The sequence below is a fragment of the Streptomyces sp. NPDC017225 genome (assembly GCF_044331465.1).
In the GTDB taxonomy this organism is placed as follows: domain Bacteria; phylum Actinomycetota; class Actinomycetes; order Streptomycetales; family Streptomycetaceae; genus Streptomyces.
In genome coordinates this window covers 141182-158930 of record NZ_JBIRNE010000004.1, presented here as the reverse complement: position 1 = coordinate 158930, position 17749 = coordinate 141182, and the positions used below count along the sequence as shown (strand labels likewise).

The 17749-nt window shown below is 70.1% G+C and carries 16 protein-coding genes; 7 read left to right on the top strand and 9 right to left on the bottom strand.

The features are described from left to right. Window positions 1-170: 170 nt before the first annotated feature. Genes ACH4NX_RS11425 through ACH4NX_RS11415 form a run of 3 tightly spaced genes read left to right on the top strand, consistent with a single transcriptional unit; the run spans window position 171 to window position 3723 of the window. A complete protein-coding gene (locus tag ACH4NX_RS11425) occupies window positions 171-695 on the top strand; it encodes a PadR family transcriptional regulator (RefSeq protein ID WP_351396155.1) in 525 nt (174 codons plus the stop codon). Continuing rightward, window positions 692-1381: an ABC transporter ATP-binding protein gene (locus ACH4NX_RS11420; protein WP_351396153.1), complete on the top strand. Its 690-nt coding sequence runs from the start codon at window positions 692-694 to the stop codon at window positions 1379-1381. Before ACH4NX_RS11425 ends, ACH4NX_RS11420 begins: the two co-directional genes overlap by 4 nt. Beyond that, window positions 1378-3723, top strand: coding sequence for an FtsX-like permease family protein (locus ACH4NX_RS11415; RefSeq protein WP_351396150.1), 2346 nt, complete (start codon window positions 1378-1380; stop codon window positions 3721-3723). Before ACH4NX_RS11420 ends, ACH4NX_RS11415 begins: the two co-directional genes overlap by 4 nt. Before the next feature lie 390 nt (window positions 3724-4113). Here ACH4NX_RS11415 and ACH4NX_RS11410 read toward each other — a convergent pair whose 3' ends face one another. Next, a complete protein-coding gene (locus ACH4NX_RS11410) occupies window positions 4114-5052 on the bottom strand; it encodes a LysR substrate-binding domain-containing protein (protein ID WP_351397282.1) in 939 nt (312 codons plus the stop codon). A gap of 137 nt (window positions 5053-5189) precedes the next feature. Here ACH4NX_RS11410 and ACH4NX_RS11405 point away from each other — a divergent pair, with 137 nt between their 5' ends. Continuing rightward, on the top strand, window positions 5190-5744 hold the full coding sequence (locus ACH4NX_RS11405; RefSeq protein WP_279560055.1) for a peroxiredoxin: 555 nt from the start codon (window positions 5190-5192) through the stop codon (window positions 5742-5744). A 6-nt stretch (window positions 5745-5750) separates the two neighbouring features. Beyond that, window positions 5751-6287, top strand: coding sequence for an alkyl hydroperoxide reductase (locus tag ACH4NX_RS11400; RefSeq protein WP_351397286.1), 537 nt, complete (start codon window positions 5751-5753; stop codon window positions 6285-6287). Window positions 6288-6452: 165 nt separating this feature from the next. On the opposite strand, the gene ACH4NX_RS11395 is transcribed toward ACH4NX_RS11400, so the two are convergent. The 7 genes from ACH4NX_RS11395 to ACH4NX_RS11365 form a co-directional block, all read right to left on the bottom strand. Further along, window positions 6453-7835: an AI-2E family transporter gene (locus ACH4NX_RS11395; RefSeq protein ID WP_398127886.1), complete on the bottom strand. Its 1383-nt coding sequence runs from the start codon at window positions 7833-7835 to the stop codon at window positions 6453-6455. A 182-nt stretch (window positions 7836-8017) separates the two neighbouring features. Then, window positions 8018-8716, bottom strand: coding sequence for a transglycosylase SLT domain-containing protein (locus tag ACH4NX_RS11390; protein ID WP_351397292.1), 699 nt, complete (start codon window positions 8714-8716; stop codon window positions 8018-8020). A gap of 427 nt (window positions 8717-9143) precedes the next feature. Then, window positions 9144-10469 carry a PhoH family protein gene (locus tag ACH4NX_RS11385; RefSeq protein ID WP_351397295.1) on the bottom strand — a complete coding sequence of 442 codons (1326 nt, stop codon included), beginning with the start codon at window positions 10467-10469 and terminating at the stop codon, window positions 9144-9146. Window positions 10470-11735: 1266 nt separating this feature from the next. Continuing rightward, window positions 11736-11960: a hypothetical protein gene (locus tag ACH4NX_RS11380; RefSeq protein WP_398127887.1), complete on the bottom strand. Its 225-nt coding sequence runs from the start codon at window positions 11958-11960 to the stop codon at window positions 11736-11738. A 247-nt stretch (window positions 11961-12207) separates the two neighbouring features. Then, the gene (locus ACH4NX_RS11375; RefSeq protein ID WP_398127888.1) at window positions 12208-13443 is read right to left on the bottom strand and encodes a hypothetical protein; all 1236 of its coding nucleotides are present in this window, start codon (window positions 13441-13443) and stop codon (window positions 12208-12210) included. A 414-nt stretch (window positions 13444-13857) separates the two neighbouring features. Further along, window positions 13858-14649: a class I SAM-dependent methyltransferase gene (locus tag ACH4NX_RS11370; protein WP_398127889.1), complete on the bottom strand. Its 792-nt coding sequence runs from the start codon at window positions 14647-14649 to the stop codon at window positions 13858-13860. A gap of 53 nt (window positions 14650-14702) precedes the next feature. Then, the gene (locus tag ACH4NX_RS11365) at window positions 14703-15575 is read right to left on the bottom strand and encodes an LLM class flavin-dependent oxidoreductase (protein WP_351397306.1); all 873 of its coding nucleotides are present in this window, start codon (window positions 15573-15575) and stop codon (window positions 14703-14705) included. A gap of 120 nt (window positions 15576-15695) precedes the next feature. Here ACH4NX_RS11365 and ACH4NX_RS11360 point away from each other — a divergent pair, with 120 nt between their 5' ends. Further along, window positions 15696-16067 carry a DUF192 domain-containing protein gene (locus ACH4NX_RS11360; protein ID WP_398127890.1) on the top strand — a complete coding sequence of 124 codons (372 nt, stop codon included), beginning with the start codon at window positions 15696-15698 and terminating at the stop codon, window positions 16065-16067. Here ACH4NX_RS11360 and ACH4NX_RS11355 read toward each other — a convergent pair. Beyond that, window positions 16064-16615 (bottom strand): ATP-binding protein, encoded by a 552-nt coding sequence (locus ACH4NX_RS11355; RefSeq protein ID WP_398127891.1) that lies wholly within the window; start codon window positions 16613-16615, stop codon window positions 16064-16066. The two genes, ACH4NX_RS11360 and ACH4NX_RS11355, sit on opposite strands and share 4 nt — an antisense overlap. Before the next feature lie 276 nt (window positions 16616-16891). Between ACH4NX_RS11355 and ACH4NX_RS11350 the strand changes: the two genes are divergently transcribed. Beyond that, entirely contained in the window at window positions 16892-17743 is an 852-nt protein-coding gene (locus ACH4NX_RS11350) for a helix-turn-helix transcriptional regulator (protein WP_351397315.1), read from the top strand. Window positions 17744-17749: the final 6 nt, after the last annotated feature.

Here is a 17749-nt window from a genome sequence, read left to right as displayed (position 1 = left end):
CGACAGTGACCACGTCAGGGCACGCCGCGCCATCGCATCGAGCGGAGGCGCGGCTTCCGTCGTGACGGAACCGTGACAATCGCCCCTGACCTGCGACACCGTCCGCACCGGCACGATCTCTACACTCGGCGTATACATAGCGGGTATACACCGTATGTAGAGTGCTCCGCATGTCCATCGGTCACACCCTCCTGGGGCTCCTGGAGTCCGGGCCGCGCCACGGTTACGACCTGAAGCGCGCCTTCGACGAGAAGTTCGGTCACGACCGGCCGCTGCACTACGGCCAGGTCTACTCGACGATGTCCCGCCTGCTGAAGAACGGCCTCGTCGTCGTCGACGGCATCGAGGCGGGCGGCGGTCCCGAGCGCAAGCGGTACGCGATCACCGACGCGGGGATCACCGACGTACAGCAGTGGCTCGCCACGCCGGAGAAGCCCGAGCCGTACCTCCAGTCGACGCTGTACACCAAGGTCGTCCTCGCGCTGCTCACCCAGCGCGACGCCGCCGATCTCCTCGACACCCAGCGTTCGGAGCACCTGCGCGGCATGCGCATCCTCACCGACCGCAAACGCAAGGGCGATCTCGCCGACCAGCTGATCTGCGACCACGCCCTGTTCCACCTCGAGGCCGACCTGCGCTGGCTGGAACTCACCGCCGCGCGCCTCGACAAGCTCCGTGAGGCGGTAACCCGATGACTCCTCCCGCAGGTTCGCTGCTCTCGGCCGAGCAGCTGCGCAAGGCCTACGGCCCGACCCTCGCCCTCGACGGCGCGGAGTTCTCCATCCACCCCGGCGAGGTCGTCGCCGTCATGGGCCCCTCCGGGTCCGGCAAGTCGACGCTGCTGCACTGCCTCGCCGGCATCGTGCCGCCCGACTCGGGGACGATCACGTACAACGGGCGTGAGCTGTCCGCCATGAACGACGCCCAGCGCAGTGCGCTGCGCAGGAGCGACTTCGGGTTCGTGTTCCAGTTCGGGCAGCTCGTGCCGGAGCTGACCTGTGTCGAGAACGTCGCCCTTCCGCTGCGTCTGAACGGCACTCCCCGCAAGGAGGCCGAGCGGGCCGCGCTGACCTGGATGGAGCGCCTCGAGGTCGACGAGCTGGGGAAGAAGCGGCCCGGCGAGGTCTCCGGCGGCCAGGGGCAGCGGATCGCGGTGGCGCGGTCGCTGGTCACCAACCCCCGGGTGCTCTTCGCCGACGAGCCGACCGGCGCCCTGGACTCCCTCAACGGCGAACGCGTGATGGAACTCCTCACGGACGCCGCCCGCACCACCAACGCCGCCGTCGTCCTCGTCACGCACGAGGCCCGGGTGGCCGCCTACTCCGACCGGGAGATCGTCGTACGGGACGGCAAGTCCCGGGACATGGAGCGCGCGGTATGAGCGTGCGACAGTGGGCTCGGGACCTGGCCATGGGCGTCCGCTTCGCCTTCACCGGCGGGCGCGAGGGGTGGACCCGGGCCGTGCTGACGGCCGTCGGCGTCGGGCTCGGGGTGGCGCTGCTCCTGCTGACGACGGCGATCCCGAACGCGCTCGACGTACGGCACGACCGGGAGGCGGCACGCTCCGACCTCACCTACGTCACCGAGCAGATGCCGAAGGCGAACGACACCCTCGTCGTCGCCGACTTCGACACGGACTTCCGCGACGACGGTGTCCGGGGCCGGGCGCTGGATCCCGAGGGACCGCGGGCACCGCTGCCGCCGGGGGTGGAGAAGTTCCCGGCGCCGGGCGAGATGGTGGTCTCTCCCGCACTGAAGGAGCTGCTGGAGTCGGACTCCGGCGCGCTGCTGCGCGAGCGGCTGCCCGACCGGATCGTCGGCACGATCGGCGAGAGCGGACTGATCGGCTCGGCCGAACTCGCCTTCTACCAGGGCGCGGAAGGGCTCGCGCAGCAGCTCCGTCCCGGCCTCGTCGAACGTATCGACCGGTTCGGGAACCCGGCCCCGGGAGGGGAGGAGCGGATCGACCCGGTGCTGCTCCTGCTGATCCTCGTCGTCTTCGTGGTGCTGCTGATGCCGGTCGCGGTCTTCATCGCCGCCGCCGTTCGGTTCGGCGGCGAGCGACGCGACCGACGGCTCGCGGCGCTGCGACTGGTGGGCTCCGACAGCCGCATGACACGGCGTATTGCCGCCGGCGAGGCACTGGCGGGCGCGGTCCTCGGGCTGGTCTTCGGCGCCGGGTTCTTCATGGTCGGACGCCAGCTGGCGGGATCCGCCGAGGTGTACCGCATCAGTGTGTTCCCGAGCTACCTCAATCCCTCGCCCCTGCTGGCTCTGCTGGTCGCGGTGGCGGTGCCGGCTGCGGCGGTGCTGGTGACGGTGTTCGCACTGCGCGGCGTGGCCATCGAACCGCTCGGCGTGGTGCGCGCGAGCCGGCCGGCCCGGCGCCGGCTGTGGTGGCGGCTGCTGCTGCCGGTGGCCGGACTGGCCATGCTCTACCCGATGCTCGGCAACGGCCGCGGGAACGGTGACTTCAACCAGTACCTGGTGACCGGCGGTGTCGTCCTGCTCCTGGTCGGCGTGACCGCGCTGCTGCCGTGGATCGTGGAGGCGTTCGTCGCCCGGCTCGGTTCCGGCGGCGTGGCCTGGCAACTGGCCGTACGGCGGCTGCAGATGAGCAGCGGTACGGCGGCCCGCATGGTCAACGGCATCGCGGTGGCCGTCGCCGGGGCGATCGCGCTGCAGATGCTGTTCGCCGGGGTGGACGACGACTACACCAGGTCCACCGGGCAGGACGTGTCGCTGGCGCAGATGGAGGCGCTGCTGCCCAGTGAGGTCCCGCTGGCCACGGCGGTCGGCGAGTTCCGCGACACCGAGGGCGTGACGGCGGTCTACGGCTACTCCGAGGGCTACCTCGGCGACCGCCCCCAGAACCCGGAAGACGGCTCGACGCTGACCGTGGGCGACTGCGCGTCGCTGCGGGAGATGGCCAAGCTGCCCTCCTGCGAGGACGGGGACGTGTTCGTCGTCCACGGTGCCGAGTGGGACGCCGGGGAGGACATGACGAAGCTGGCCGCGCCGGGCCGGAAGCTGTACGCGGACCCGTCGTACGAGGGCGGCCCGAAGGCCATGGAGGTCCCCTGGACGGTGCCGCAGGACGTCAAGGCGGCGAAGCCGCGGCGCGGTCTGCTGGCCGGGACCGACCGGGGCGGTTTCCTGATCACGCCGAAGGCGATGCCGGACACGTTCGCGCCGGCCCTGGACGGGCACGCCTATCTCAAGCTGGACGAGTCGGTGGCGGACGTGCACGACCGGGTACGGAACACCGCGGCGGCCCTCCATCCGATGGCGGACGCCATGAGGTGGTCGGCGACGGAACGGACCGGCCGGTTCGACGCCATCCGCACCGGGCTGTTCGTCGGGGCGGCGTGCGTGCTGGCGCTGATCGGCGCGAGTCTGCTGGTCTCGCAGCTGGAGCAGCTCCGCGAACGGAGGAAGCTGCTGTCGGCGCTGGTCGCCTTCGGCACCCGGCGCCGCACGCTGAGCATGTCGGTGCTCTGGCAGACCGCGATCCCCATCGCGCTGGGCCTGCTGCTGGCCACGGTGGTGGGCCTGACGCTGGGCACGGTACTGCTGAAGATGACGGCCACCCCGGTCGGCGTCGACTGGTTCAGTGTCCTGTCCATGACCGGTATCGGTGCCGCGGTCGTCCTGGTGGTGACCCTCCTCAGCCTGCCACCGCTGTGGCGGCTGATGCGGCCGGAGGGCTTGCGCACGGAGTAGCTCCGCCGGTTGCGCTCCCCGCCACGCCGGTCTGGCCCCCCGCGACTCGCGGGGGGCCAGACCGGCGTGGCGGGGTTCCGCGTCGGTCGGCCGACGGGGCGGGTCGGCGGACGGGACCCTCGTTCGTCGGCGACGGGGACCGGGCGTGCCTGGGGCGGAAACCCACGTCCGCCGACGACGGGACAGAGCGGTGGTCGGGAGTCGCGTCGGCCGACGCCGGGAACAGACGCGCCGGTCCTGACCTCATCGGCCGCCGCCAGGTACGGACCGGCGGTCGGGGAGTCGCGTCGGCCGACGCCGGGAACAGGCCGCCGGTCCGGAGCCGCGTCGGCCGACGACGGGGCGGACCCGGTGAGGGCGGACCGGCGGGGGCGGGGGCCTTCGGATGGGTCAGTCGGGGACCGTCCGTACCGGCAGGTCCCCCATGGCCTCCCGCAGGGCCGCCGCCAGTTCGTCGTACTCCGCGGAGCGCGCCGCGCCCGTGCGCATGGCGAGGGCGACGCGGCGCGTGGGGGCCGGGTCGGCGAAGGAGCCGGTGAGGAGCTGGCTGGAGCGGGACGTCTCCACGCGGACCGCCGTGCGCGGCAGCAGCGTCACCCCGAGGCCGCCCGCCACCAGCTGCACCAGCGTCGACAGTCCGGCGGCCGTCGTCGTCGCCGGGACACCCGCGCGGCCGGCCTCCCGGCAGATGTCGAGCGCCTGGTCACGCAGGCAGTGGCCCTCGTCGAGCAGCAGCAGGTTCAGCTCGCGCAGTGCCGCGCGCGGGATGCCCTCCCGGCCGCCGAGCCGATGGTCGAGCGGGGTGACCAGCACGAAGTCCTCGTCGAAGAGCGGGAGCTCCGTGACCCCGGGCACGCCGAGCGGTACCGCGAGCAGCAGCAGGTCGAGGCGGCCGGAGGTGAGGCCGTCCAGCAGGCTCGCCGTCTGTTCCTCGTGGACCTGGAGGTCCAGGTCCGGATAGCGGTCGTGGACCAGACGCAGCACCGTGGGCAGCAGATACGGCGCCACCGTCGGGATGACCCCGAGCCGCAGCGCGCCGGTGAACGGCGCCCGAACCGCCTCTGCCTCCTCCAGCAGCGCGCCGACCTCGGCGAGCACCGCCTTCGTCCGGACCGCGAGCCGTTCCCCGGCCGGCGAGAGCAGCACCTTGCGCGTCGTACGCTCCAGCAGCGTGACACCCAGTGCCTCCTCCAGCGCGGAGACGGCGCCCGAGAGCGCGGGCTGGCTCATGCCGATCGCGGCGGCGGCATCGCGGAAATGCAGATGCTCCGCGACCGCGGCGAAAGCCCGCAGCTGGGCGAGGCTGGGCTGCCTCTTCTTTCCTGCCATTAATAGCCACCTCCGATCAACTCGACCGAGTGTAGCTATTTCACTAATCAATACGCTCTATGCCAACATCAACAACGTCCAACCCATGGGAAACGCTCGCAAAACGGGTGTTTCTTCGCTGCGCTTTTGGAGAGCCTGTGCTCACTGTCGGTGACAAGTTCCCCGAGTTCGAACTGACCGCCTGCGTCTCGCTGGAGAAGGGCAAGGAGTTCGAGACGATCGACCACAAGACCTACGAGGGCAAGTGGAAGGTCGTTTTCGCCTGGCCCAAGGACTTCACCTTCGTGTGCCCGACCGAGATCGCCGCCTTCGGCAAGCTGAACGACGAGTTCGCCGACCGTGACGCCCAGGTGCTCGGCTTCTCCGGCGACTCCGAGTTCGTGCACCACGCCTGGCGCAAGGACCACCCGGACCTGACCGACCTGCCGTTCCCGATGATGGCGGACTCCAAGCACGAGCTGATGCGCGACCTCGGCATCGAGGGCGAGGACGGTTTCGCCAAGCGCGCCGTGTTCATCGTGGACCAGAACAACGAGATCCAGTTCACCATGGTGACCGCCGGCTCGGTCGGCCGGAACCCGAAGGAGGTCCTGCGGGTCCTCGACGCCCTGCAGACCGACGAGCTCTGCCCGTGCAACTGGAGCAAGGGCGACGAGACCCTCGACCCCGTCGCGCTGCTGTCGGGAGAGTGAGCTGACATGTCCCTCGATTCCCTGAAGTCCGCCGTACCGGACTACGCCAAGGACCTGAAGCTCAACCTGGGCTCGGTCATCGGCAACTCCGACCTCCCGGCGCAGCAGCTGTGGGGCACCGTGCTGGCGACCGCCATCGCCTCGCGCTCCCCGATCGTGCTGCGCGAGCTGGAGCCGGAGGCGAAGGCCAACCTCACGCCCGAGGCGTACTCGGCCGCCAAGTCGGCCGCGGCCGTCATGGCGATGAACAACGTCTTCTACCGCACCCGGCACCTGCTGTCGGACCACGAGTACGGCACCCTGCGCGCCGGTCTGCGGATGAACGTCATCGGCAACCCGGGCGTCGACAAGGTCGACTTCGAGCTGTGGTCCTTCGCGGTGTCCGCCATCAACGGCTGCGGCATGTGCCTGGACTCGCACGAGCAGGTGCTCCGCAAGGCCGGTGTGGACCGCGAGACGATCCAGGAGGCCTTCAAGATCGCCGCCGTGGTCGAGGCCGTCGGCGTCACGCTGGACGCCGAGGCGGTTCTGACCGCGCAGTAGGCGCCCGTGGCGCTCTTGGTGCCCGTAGCGCTCTTGGTTCCCTGGCGCTCGTCATTCCCGTAGCGCCCGCGGCCCCGGCCGCACGAGCAGTCCCGTGTGATCCGCGACGCGGCACACACGGCGCGGGCCCCGCTCACCGAAAGGTGGGCGGGGCCCGCCGCGTTGCTACGCCGGGGAGGTGTCCGGCGGCGGCTCGGCCTCCGCGGGCGTCGGCGGGGCTTCCGGCGCCGCAGCCGCCGGGGAGGCGTCCGTCGACGTCGCGCCGCGCGGCTTGGGAGCCTGCCGTACCGCGGCCTCACGGGAGTACGCCCGCAGGTAGCCCACGACGGTGTTCGCCACCGCCACCAGCGGTACGGCGACCACCGCGCCGCCGATACCGGCCACCATGCCACCGGCGGCCACCGACAGCACCACCGCCAGCGGATGGACGCGCACCGCGCGTCCCAGGATGAACGGCTGCAGGATGTGGCCCTCGATCTGCTGCACCACCAGCACCACGACGAGCGTCATGACCGCCGCGAACATGCCCTGGGTCACCAGCGCCACCACGACCGCCAGCGCGCCCGACATCACCGCGCCGACGAGCGGGATGAAGGCGAACAGGAAGATGAACACGGCCAGCGGGACGGCCATCGGCACGTCGAGGAAGTAGATGCCGAGGCCGATGAAGATGGCGTCGATCAGCGCCACTATCACCGTGCCGCGCACGTACGCCGTCAGCGTCCGCCAGGCCCGCGGGCCGGCACCGGCCACGGCCGGCCGGGCCGCCGCCGGCACCAGCTTCAGCGTCCAGCGCCAGATGCGCTTGCCGTCGTAGAGCAGGAGGAGCGTCGAGAAGGCGGCCAGCAGTATGCCCGTGAGCGCCTCGACGACGACGGTGACGCCCTCCAGCCCGGCGGACGTTATCTGGTCGGTGTTGGCGCCGACCGCGTCACGCAAGTTCTTGGCGATCTCGTTGATCTGCTTGTCGGTGACGTGGAAGGGGCTGTTGAGCAGCCAGTTGCGCAGTTCGTCGATGCCGTCCTGGACCTGGTCGGAGAGATTGTCAATGTTCTCCATGACCTGCCAGGTGACGAACCAGCCGATCAGGCCCATCACCACGAACCCGAGGATCGCGGTCAGGGCGGTGGCCGGCCCTCGCGGCACCCCGTGCCGGCGCAGCCACGCCACGGTCGGCTGGAGCAGCGCCGTGATCAGCAGTGAGATCACGAACGCCAGCACCACCAGCTGTACGGCGCTGATGACCCGCATCAGCACCCACACGGTGCCGGCGAGGACCAGCAGCCGCCACCCGGCCTCCGCGGCGACCCGTACACCCCAGGGCACGGCCTGCGCGGGATCGGGCCAGACCTGGACCGCGGTCAGGGGGTGGGCGGGGGTGTGTTCCTGGGAGGTGTCCTCCGCCGACGGCGGTACCTGGTCGGCCGCAGGTGCCAGCGGGTCGTCGGCGTCCTCCCCCGGCCCCTCCTCACGCCGCTGGTCCAACCGCTCGCTCATCCGCGTCAGTCCGGCGCCGAGCCGACCGAGCCACCCTGGCACTCGAGACATGATCCGTCCTCTTCCCCCGTCTCTCCTCACCACTCCCCCCTGGAGTCGTTTCGGTCCGACCGTACATGGCGGGAGCGCGAAAGCCCCTCACCACAAGACGGTGAGGGGCTGCGCGAGGTTGAGCGGTGGACTGCGCCGGGAGGGGTCCCTGGTGGTGTTGCCCGACGGGCTCCCGGACGGGCTCAGTACCAGTGGTTGGCCTGCCAGAAGGTCCAGGCCTCGCACGGGCTGCCGTAGCGGCTGTCCATGTAGTTGAGGCCCCACTTGATCTGGGTGGCCGGGTTGGTCCGCCAGTCGGCGCCCGCGGAGACGTACTTGCCCGCCGGGAGCGCCTGGAAGAGACCGTAGGCGCCGGAGGAGGGGTTGACCGCCTTGTAGTTCCAGTCGGACTCGTGGTCCACGATGTTGCTGAAGCACTGCCACTGGCCGCTGGGCACCATCTGCCGGGCCATCGCCTGGATCTGGCTGATGCTGTAGGAACTCTGGACGGAGAAGCTGGTGGCCTCGCGCTTGGCGTCGCGGCTGGCCGCTTCCTTCGCCGCCTCGCGCTTCTGGGCCGCCTCCTGGGCCGCCTCCTTGGCCTTCTCCTGCTTGGCCACGGCGGTCTTGGCGGCTGCCTTGCGGGCCGCCTCCTCGGCGTCCTTCTTGGCGCTCGCGTCCGCGGCGATGGCCTGTACGTCGGCCTGCTGCGTCAGAGACGCGGTCTGCACCTGCGCCTGCTCGCCCATGGGGATGTCCGCGAGCAGCGTCGTACCGGCTGCCGTCGCTTCCGCGTCGTTGTTCTGAGCGGTGCTGCCCGAGGCAACGCCGACGACGCTTCCGACTGCGGTGACCGCCGTGGCCGAGGCCACTGCGAATCCCCGGACCGAGATCCGGCTCACACGGTTTCCTTCCAGCATCGCCCGCTTCGGTGACCCTCGCGGACGCAATCGTGCCCCTGGCGCTGGCCTCCCCAACTACGGGTCACGGGAGGCACGGACCCGGTGGGCAACTCCCCGGCGGGGAGTGCCGCGTGGTGCTCGGGCGGCATACGACGCTGCTATGGAGTTGGATCTGGTGCTTCTGCGGCGCTGTACCGCTGGGGGTACAGCTGTGTCGTATGCAGGGCCTGACAGGAATGAGACTCTGCCGTAACCCGGCGGGGTGAGGCAATTCTGTGTCGCGTGTGAAAGCTCACATCCCGTTTGCTCCAAGGGATTCCTGGAAATCCCCACACGCGAAGACGCCGCCCGGCTAGGCTCTTCGCCTTCCGGACGGCGCCAACCGCCGGGTAACCGACCCGTGTCGGGTCGTACCTCTCAGGCTCCCTCAGATGTGCCCGTCCTCCAGCATTTCGGTCACAAGTGCCGCGATCTGGGACCTCTCGGAGCGCGTCAGGGTGACGTGCGCGAAGAGCGGATGCCCCTTCAGCTTCTCGATGACGGCGACGACTCCGTCGTACCGGCCCACCCGCAGGTTGTCCCGCTGTGCCACGTCATGGGTGAGTACGACCCGTGAGTTGGCGCCGATCCGGGACAGCACGGTCAGCAGGACGTTCCGCTCGAGCGACTGGGCCTCGTCCACGATCACGAAGGCGTCGTGCAGCGAGCGGCCGCGGATGTGGGTGAGCGGCAGGACCTCCAGCATGCCGCGCGCGGTGACCTCCTCGATGACCTCCCGGCTGGTGACCGCCGACAGCGTGTCGAAGACCGCCTGCGCCCAGGGGCTCATCTTCTCCGCCTCGGAGCCCGGCAGATAGCCGAGCTCCTGCCCGCCCACGGCGTACAGCGGCCGGAAGACCATCACCTTCTTGTGCTGCCGGCGCTCCAGCACGGCCTCCAGGCCCGCGCACAGCGCCAGCGCCGACTTGCCGGTGCCGGCCCGGCCGCCCATCGACACGATCCCTACGTCCGGGTCGAGGAGCAGGTCGAGCGCGATCCGCTGCTCGGCGCTGCGTCCCTTGATGCCGAACGCCTCCCGGTCGCCGCGCACCACGCGGACGCTGCCGTCGGGCGTGATGCGGCCGAGGGCCTTGCCGCGCTCCGACTGGATGGTCAGACCCGTGTGCACGGGCAGGTCGGCGGCCTCGGGGACGTACACCCGCCCTTCCTCGAAGAGGATGTCCACCTGCTCGCCGGGCAGCGTCAGTTCGGACATTCCGGTCCAGCCGGAGGCGTCCGTGATGGCGAGCTCGGCGCGGTACTCCTCGGCGAGCAGGCCGACGGACGACGCCTTGATCCGCAGCGGAAGGTCCTTGGACACGACGGTGACGTCGAATCCCTCCGCCTGCAGATTGCGGGCGACCGCGAGGATGCGGGAGTCGTTGTCCCCCAGGCGGTAGCCGGTGGGCAGCACGCTGGGGTCCGAGTGGTTGAGCTCGACACGCACGGTGCCGCCGAGATCCCCGATCGGAATAGGGGCGTCGAGGCGGCCGTGCCGCACCCGGAACTCGTCCAGCAGGCGCAGGGCCTGCCGGGCGAAGTAACCGAGCTCGGGATGGTGCCGCTTGGCCTCCAGCTCCGTCACCACGACGATGGGGAGCACTACCTCGTGCTCGTCGAAGCGGTTCAGAGCGTTCGGGTCGGCCAGCAGGACGCTGGTGTCGAGAACGTAGGTGCGCCTATCGGGCTTGTGGCGCTTTGTGCTGGTCACCACGGAAGGACGTACCCCCTCGGAAGAGGTCGGGGAGCGACGGAGTGGACGCTGGGCCGGGAGGGCGGGAACGAGCCGGCCGGTCGACGACCGCCATGCACCGGCGCGGGCCGCGAACCGGCCCACCGCCGCGTCTTCCGTGCCACGACCGCACGGTGGAGCTGGTGCAAAGGGCCTCCCGGGCGGACGGCTCCGTGCCGTCCGCTGAGATACGACACCCGTGGTTCGGGCGTCGACCTGCTTGGTCTATGCCCTCGAACGAGCGCCGCCATGCCACGACACCGGACGACGCGCCGGTGAACTCCTCATGACGGGCGTCCCGCCGGAAGGCCCCGGCGGGCGGCTGCGACAGTGAGCTCCGGCGGGAGACTCCGCGGCTGGAGGGGCGGGCCGAGGGGAGGCAGAAAAAACGGGCCGGTCCGTGGGGGGGGAGACGGACCGGCCCGAGGGGGGGGTTTCCACCATAACCCTTCGTAAGTGATGCCGCGTGCATCGGCGTGCCACAACTACTCTCCGGAATCGCCCGGCGACACCCGGATGGCCGCGGAGGCGTTCATTCCGCCTGGAATCATGGCCAGAACACAGCGGATTCACGGGTGATTCACAAGTCACTGGAGTGCCCGAGGAGCCCAAAGAAGCCCCCGGAGCGAATTCGAAGCGGCTCCGATGCGCGCCGACGCTTACGCGGCGGACCGCCCCCACTTCCCCCGACCGGGTGAACCCACCGGCGGACGCCCGCTTGACCAGGCACCGCGCAGCCCCCTCCACTGCGCGGTGCCACACGCGCAGCTTTGCTCACGCGAATTACCTGTGTTTGAACTTACGTGATGAGGAGACCCTCTTTCGACGCAAGAAGGACAACGATGAATAACGATGTGGACACCCCGTGAGGGTTGAAGGGTGATTCCGCACCCTCTCTCCAGGCGCGCGGGTATTTGCGAAGGTGCGCCGCATACGCCCGGCGAACGCCCCGAAGGCGTCCCGGGGACCCACTTCTGACGTCGTCTCATGATTAGGACGGGAGATCACTTGGGGCGCGGCAGGCGCACAGCGGCTCGGACGGCGGTTCCCGGCCAAGTCCGCCCGTACGGGCACGCCGGTGGCAGACGGCCCGGCGCGATGCCCGGCGTCCACGCCCGGGTACTGCCGACGGCCGAGTCGTCCGTCGGCCTGCGGACCGACGGCGTCATCCGCGCGTACGTACGGACGGCCCGGTGGTCGGCCCGCTCCAGGGGGCCGACCACCGGCCGTCACTGATCAGTCCCGCGACTACAGGACCTGGACGCCGAAAACGCGGTACGTGTCGGCGCCGGTGAAGGGAACCGACGTGTGGGGCTCGAGCACGTCGACCTCCCAACCCCTGCCCGTCGTCCAGAAGACGACCACCTCGTTGGCGCCCGAGTGGAAGGAGGTCACGTTGTCCAGGTTGAGGGAGACGCTGCCGGGGTTCTCCCAGCATCGGGTGTGCTCCGCGCTGTTCTGCACGTACGTCACCGCGACGTGGTCATTTCCGAACCGGATCGACAGGTGTGTGGGTACGGCAGCGAAGGCCAAACGCATCTGGTCAGCGCCGGACCCGAAGCCGATGGCCTCGCCGCGGCTGTCGGTGCCGAAAAGGTCCCGCGCGTCCGGATCTGGCGGACCATCCGCAACGACGGGCGGCCTTGCCTGCGGACGCGACCTCGCGCCTTCCCGGGCGAGGTCCTGACGGCCTCCTGCTGCGCCCGCCGCAGGCTCTCGGTCAGAAGTCCGGGATCTCGATCAACTCGGTGGAGGTCCCCTGTGGCGCGGGCATCGGCTCCTCCCGTCGGGCGAACTGGCCCCGCTGGTGCCACTCGGGCTCGTACTGCGGCGCTGTCGCTTCGATCGAATCGGACAACAGATCCATGGCCTGGCCGGACTCCAGCGCGTCGGCGACCTTTTCCAACGACCGCCCGCCCTGGAACAGCTCGTCCATGTCCTTGAAGATCACCGGCTTGAAGCCGGCCGCCATCAGCAACCGAGGCAACAGCACGTGGACGTTGAGCCGCCGGTTAGTGTCCTCGTACGGGTGGATGATGTGGATGGTCCGTACCGCCCAGGCGATGGCCTTCAGCTTTTCACGAGGGGCCCGGGCCGCGCCGACTTTTTCGTAGAAGCGGTTGAAGACATCGTCGAGGATCCCCTCGACCTCGGTGTCTCTGTAGAGGGTCTCGGTGTACATCCCGTCGGCACCATGGGGCTGGAAGTGGCCGCTCCAGGTGAGTGGATCGCGCGGGACGATACCGAATCTCATCAGAGGGTCCGCCTTGACCGTGAGAGGCCTGCCGCCGATCTCCTCGTCGAGCACCGAAGGTGTCGGGGAGTCGGCGCGGAGCGGATACATCGTGTGAAGACCGACCTCACCGGACTTTTCCACCTGGTTCCCCAGTTGGGAGCCCACGGTGTTGTGCATGGCCTCGTACATGCGGAAGTTGACGCGGTGGTCGATGGTTGCCGGATCGTTCAGGTATTGCTCGTAGGCGGCGTTCATGCTGCCCTGGAATCCTGGCGACTGCTGGTGATCGTACAGCTCTCCGGGGTTGTTCGGGTGCGTCCGCCGTGCCTCATCGTGGTGCCGAGGGTCGAGCTGCAGGCGGTACCACTCCTCGCGGGGCAGCACCTCCTCCAAATGCTTGGCCTGGTCGGTGACGCGCTGTACCGCTACGGCCCAGTCCGGCCCGTGTGCCACATCCACGGAAGGCGCGGAGGCCTGACCGGCGGAGACCGGTGAGGCCGCTTCGTCCTGCCGCTCCGAAGCGGCCGTGGGGCGCGCACTGCGGGCGATCACGCGGGTCACCGCTGCGTTGCCCGCGCTGCGCTGAACCTCCCGGAACGCGTCGGCGGTGTGCAGGGGCGGCGCGGCGGCAACGGCCCTGGACGACTCCCGCCGCGCAACGACCCCGCCATGCGGCGCTTGCGGGATCTCGGGCCGCTCGCGCGGCTTACGCCTGTGCACCTGTCTTCCTCCTCGTCGGTGCTGCCCTCAACTCAGTGGATTGCACAGGCGGCAATGGCGTCCAGGTCTGTTCGCGCAGTGTGACGGGGACGCGAGGGCAATGCCGGGCGATGCCGGGTTGGGTCGGTGCGAGCCTCCGGAAAGCAGCAGTACTGCCCCTGCGGTCACCACTGTTCCTGTGGAATCCACCCACCAAAGACCGGGTGTGGAGGGCAGTTGGGGCGGATCGGGGCGTTGCCCCAAGGCTGAGTAGTCGACGTTCTCGCGGGTCACGCAAGAAGTGTGGGCGTCCATGTGAGCTGTACTGAGAAGCCGTAGTCGCATGAGGTGCTGCTGGCTGAGCTGAACGCTGCCGCCCGTCTCGACTGGTCGAGAGCGGTGGTCGACTCCAGCACGTCAGGGCGCTGACCGAGGCTAGTGGTGCGGCTTGCGGGCGTCGAAGAGGTGACGTGCGCTGTGGGCGACGAAAGGGCCCTCGGCCTCGATGAGTTCATGCAGGTCACGCAGTCGGTCCCGGTACTTCTCGACGGTGAAGCCGGGGACCGTCCACACCACCTTGCGCAGGAAGTGGACGACGGCGCCGATGTCGTGGAACTCCATCCGGAGCCGTTCCGCCCGTAGATCGACGATCTCCAGCCCGGCGGCCTCGGCGTCGGCGCGCTCACGGTCGGGGTGGCGGTGGTTCCACCCCTCTTGCGGCTGTGGTCCGAGGAAGTACTCGATGAGCTCGAAGGCGCTGCCGGGACCGACGTGCTGGGCGAAGTACGTGCCGCCGGGTGCGAGCACCCGGGTGATCTCGGCCCAGTGCGGCTCGACGGGATGCCGGCTCACGACCAGGTCGAAGGCTCCGTCCGCGAAGGGGAGCGGCGCGTCGTCGGCCGAGGCGACCACGGGGACGCCGCGTGGGCGGAGCAGGGCGGTGGCCTTGGCGACGTTGGGCGCCCACCCTTCGGTGGCGACGACGAGCGGGGGACGGTGAGGGGCAGCGGTCTCGAGCGCGTGGTCCAGTACCTCCCCTCCCCCGGTCTGCACCTCCAGTACGGCGGTGGCCGCGGTCAGCCGCGCGGACATGGATCGCGCATATCCCCAGGAGGGCCGGGCTTCGGTGGCCCGTCCCTCGAACCAGGAGAAGTCCCACCCCTCCGTGGGCACGGAAGCGCCTTCGGCCACGAGGGCGTCGAAGGTACGGGTACGGGTCCGAGCCATGGGGGTGCGTCCGATCGGCAGTGGCGGCGGTAGGAACAGGCGGGAGGGGGTGCCTAGCCCACCAGGGGCCGGACCTGCTCGGCGGCGAACCGTACGAATCCCTCCGGATCGGGCTCGTCACCGGTCGGCTGGAGGACGACGGTGTCGGCCCCGGCCCCGGCCAGCGCACGCACGGCCTCGGCGACGGCATCCGCGCCCCCGGCGACACCGAGGTCCGGCACCGATCCGACGCCTTCGGCGACCAGTTCGGCCCGCAACCGCTCACCGGCGCCTGGCCCGGTGGCGGCAAGCAGATACACGACGATCCTGTGCGGCTCCGTCCGCCCGGCCGCCGCGCGCCCTTCGTCGATGAGCCGCCGCGCCCGGCGCACCCCGTCGGGCGGAGTGTTCGCGGTGAGGACGGTCCCGTCGGCGGCCTCACCGGCGAGCCGCAGCGAACGGGGCCCTGTGGCGCCGGCGAGCACCTCGGCCCCCTGGCCGGGCGGCCAGTCGAGCGCGACGTCGTCGAGCCGCACGTAGCGCCCCTCGGTCGTCACCCGCTCCCCGCCCAGCAGCGCCCGCAGCGCCAGGAGATGCTCGCGCAGGAGAGTGACGGGCGACTCGGCCCGCGCCCCGACCTGCCCCATCCACTCCTGCACCCCGTGTCCGACCCCGAGGATCGGGCGGCCGGGGAACATCCGGTGGAGGGTGGCGGCCTCCATCGCGGTGACGGCCACGTTGCGCAACGGCACGGGCAGCAGCCCGACCCCGACCCGTACCCGTTCGGTCCACGCCAGCGCGGCCGCGGCCGTGGAGATGCCGCCCTCGCGGAAGCAGTCCTCCCACAGCCACAGCTCCTCCAGCCCGGCCTCGTCGGCGACCCGCGCGACGGCACGCAACCGCTCGGGAGCGAGCTGGGGACGGAATACGGCACCGAGTCCAGTCATGAGATCTTCCTACCTTCACCCCGGCCGCCGGACAACAGCATTACGCGTCGGTACCCGTGTCGGGTCGGGTCCTGGACGGATACGTTCGGCGGGACAGCGTACTGAGGGAGGGGCATCGGTATGAGGCGGCGCCGGGGTGACGGTACGGGCGCGTTGGTGGTGGAAGGGGCGCCCGGCGGTGGCACGGTCCGCATTCCACTGGAGATCGCGGCTTCCTACCGCGCGCGGACCAGGGGGCTGCTGGGGCGGGACTCCGTCGAGGGGGCGATCCTCCTGTCCCCCGCCAACAGCGTGCACACCTTCCGGATGCGGATGCCCATCGACGTGGCGTACCTCGACCGGCGGCTCACCGTCATCGCCGTACGCACCATGCGGCCGGGCAGGCTGGGGCTGCCCCGCCTGCGTGCCCGGCATGTACTGGAGGCCGAGGCCGGGACGATGGCCGGGTGGGGAGTCCGGGTGGGGGCGCGGGTCGAGGTCGTGGAGGACTAGTCCGTCCGGCCGGCCTGCTCGGACGGCGGAGTCACGCGCTCACCCGCCCTCGCCCCGCCCAGGGCGAAACGGCAGGCCGCGGCGTGCGGCAGGACCGCCCACATTCGCGTGCCGCCACCCGGCTCGCGGGCGTCGCCGAAACCCCAGTCGCCGGCGCACGCCCGGACCACGCAACCCAGCACTCGCAGAGTGGCCCGGCGTCGCGTGTCGCAGGCGGCGGCGAGACGGGGGTGGGTGTGGCGCGGGTGGCCGTCGTAGAGGACGACCCGCAGCGTGCCGTCGCGATAGCGCAAGGACAGGTACACCTCCGAAGCGGGCGCGAAGGCACAGGCGCAGGCGGTCAGTTCGCTCGCCACCTGGACCGCCGCGTCGGTCATGCCGGAGAGGCCGTGGGTGCGCAGGAACGTGCGGGTGGCTGCGCGCACCACTGCCGGGCTGTGCGGGGCGGCGGGGAGAGTGAGGCTGTAGGCGAGGGATTCCGGGGCTGGTGGCGTGGGCGGCCTGTCCGGAGAGGTGGGGACGGAACACGCGGTGGCGAGCGGGGGCATGGCAACTCCACTGAGGTGATTGATATGTAGGTGTACTGATTCGCCGTCCAGTGGCCTGTCTCCCTGACGCGCGACTGCCCTCCCAGGGCAGGAGAGTGCGGGCGAGCGCGCGCGATGCGCTTCTGGTTGGGCGCGGACCGTCACCGATCCGCCACTGAACGTAAGTCATGGAGGTGGCACTTTTCCACCTACTTGCAGGTATTGCCACTCATGTGGGTGGACCATCAGCGCGGCGAAGGGGCAGACTGACGTCGCGACCAGGGGAGGAAGTGACACATGCCGCCGAGGGCAGCGCCCACCGAGCGCCAGAGGCGACTGGGTGCGGAACTACGGAAGATGCGTCTCGCGGCAGAGGTGCCCACGGACTACGCCGCAGGGTTGCTGGGCATAGACCGGACCAAGATTTCCAATATTGAGGCGGGAGTTCGAGCCATCACTCCCGAACGCCTGCGCACCCTCGCGTGCAACTACGACTGCCGCGACGAGGCGTACGTCGACGCGCTGGTCAGCATGGCCGGTAACCGTACACGCGGCTGGTGGGAGGCGTACCGCGGTCAGCTCCCCGCCGGTTTGCTGGACATCGCGGAGCTCGAGTGGAACGCAAGGAAGGTGCGAGCAGGCCTGGCCATGCATGTGCCGGGGCTCCTCCAGACCGACGCTTATGCCCGCACGGTGTTCTTCTCCGCGCTGCCACCCCTGTCTCCGATGGAGGTCGAGCTACGCGTGGCCCTCCGCATGCAGCGGCAGCAAGTGCTGCACCGCGAGGCCCCGACCGTCTATGTCGGGTACGTGCACGAGGCGGCCTTGCATGTCGAGTTCGGCGGTCCGAAGGTGATGAGGGCACAACTCAGCCATCTCTGCGAGCTGTCCGAGAAGGAGAACATCGACGTGCGGGTGGTCCCCTTCAAGGCAGGCGCCTTCCCAGGGGCCGGGCAGGCCGTGATCTACGCGGAGGCGCTTGTGCCCCAGCTCGACACCGTCGAGCTCGACTCTGCTCATGGTCCTGAGTTTCTGCATGGCCAGTCGCAACTCGACAAATACCGCTCCCACTTGGACTGGATGGACGCCACGTCGCTCTCGTCAGCCGACTCTCGTGATTTCATCCACGGCATCGCCAGCGGCTTCTGAGGAGAA

Excerpts from the sequence above, each read along its gene's own strand:
- ACH4NX_RS11415 (WP_351396150.1), top strand. The coding sequence starts at position 1,378 with ATGAGCGTGCGACAGTGGGCTCGGGACCTGGCCATGGGCGTCCGCTTC.
- ACH4NX_RS11425 (WP_351396155.1), top strand. The coding sequence starts at position 171 with ATGTCCATCGGTCACACCCTCCTGGGGCTCCTGGAGTCCGGGCCGCGC.
- ACH4NX_RS11365 (WP_351397306.1), bottom strand. The coding sequence starts at position 15,575 with ATGACTGGACTCGGTGCCGTATTCCGTCCCCAGCTCGCTCCCGAGCGG.
- ACH4NX_RS11355 (WP_398127891.1), bottom strand. The coding sequence starts at position 16,615 with ATGCCCCCGCTCGCCACCGCGTGTTCCGTCCCCACCTCTCCGGACAGG.
- ACH4NX_RS11350 (WP_351397315.1), top strand. The coding sequence starts at position 16,892 with ATGCCGCCGAGGGCAGCGCCCACCGAGCGCCAGAGGCGACTGGGTGCG.
- ACH4NX_RS11400 (WP_351397286.1), top strand. The coding sequence starts at position 5,751 with ATGTCCCTCGATTCCCTGAAGTCCGCCGTACCGGACTACGCCAAGGAC.
- ACH4NX_RS11360 (WP_398127890.1), top strand. The coding sequence starts at position 15,696 with ATGAGGCGGCGCCGGGGTGACGGTACGGGCGCGTTGGTGGTGGAAGGG.
- ACH4NX_RS11370 (WP_398127889.1), bottom strand. The coding sequence starts at position 14,649 with ATGGCTCGGACCCGTACCCGTACCTTCGACGCCCTCGTGGCCGAAGGC.
- ACH4NX_RS11420 (WP_351396153.1), top strand. The coding sequence starts at position 692 with ATGACTCCTCCCGCAGGTTCGCTGCTCTCGGCCGAGCAGCTGCGCAAG.
- ACH4NX_RS11410 (WP_351397282.1), bottom strand. The coding sequence starts at position 5,052 with ATGGCAGGAAAGAAGAGGCAGCCCAGCCTCGCCCAGCTGCGGGCTTTC.
- ACH4NX_RS11395 (WP_398127886.1), bottom strand. The coding sequence starts at position 7,835 with ATGTCTCGAGTGCCAGGGTGGCTCGGTCGGCTCGGCGCCGGACTGACG.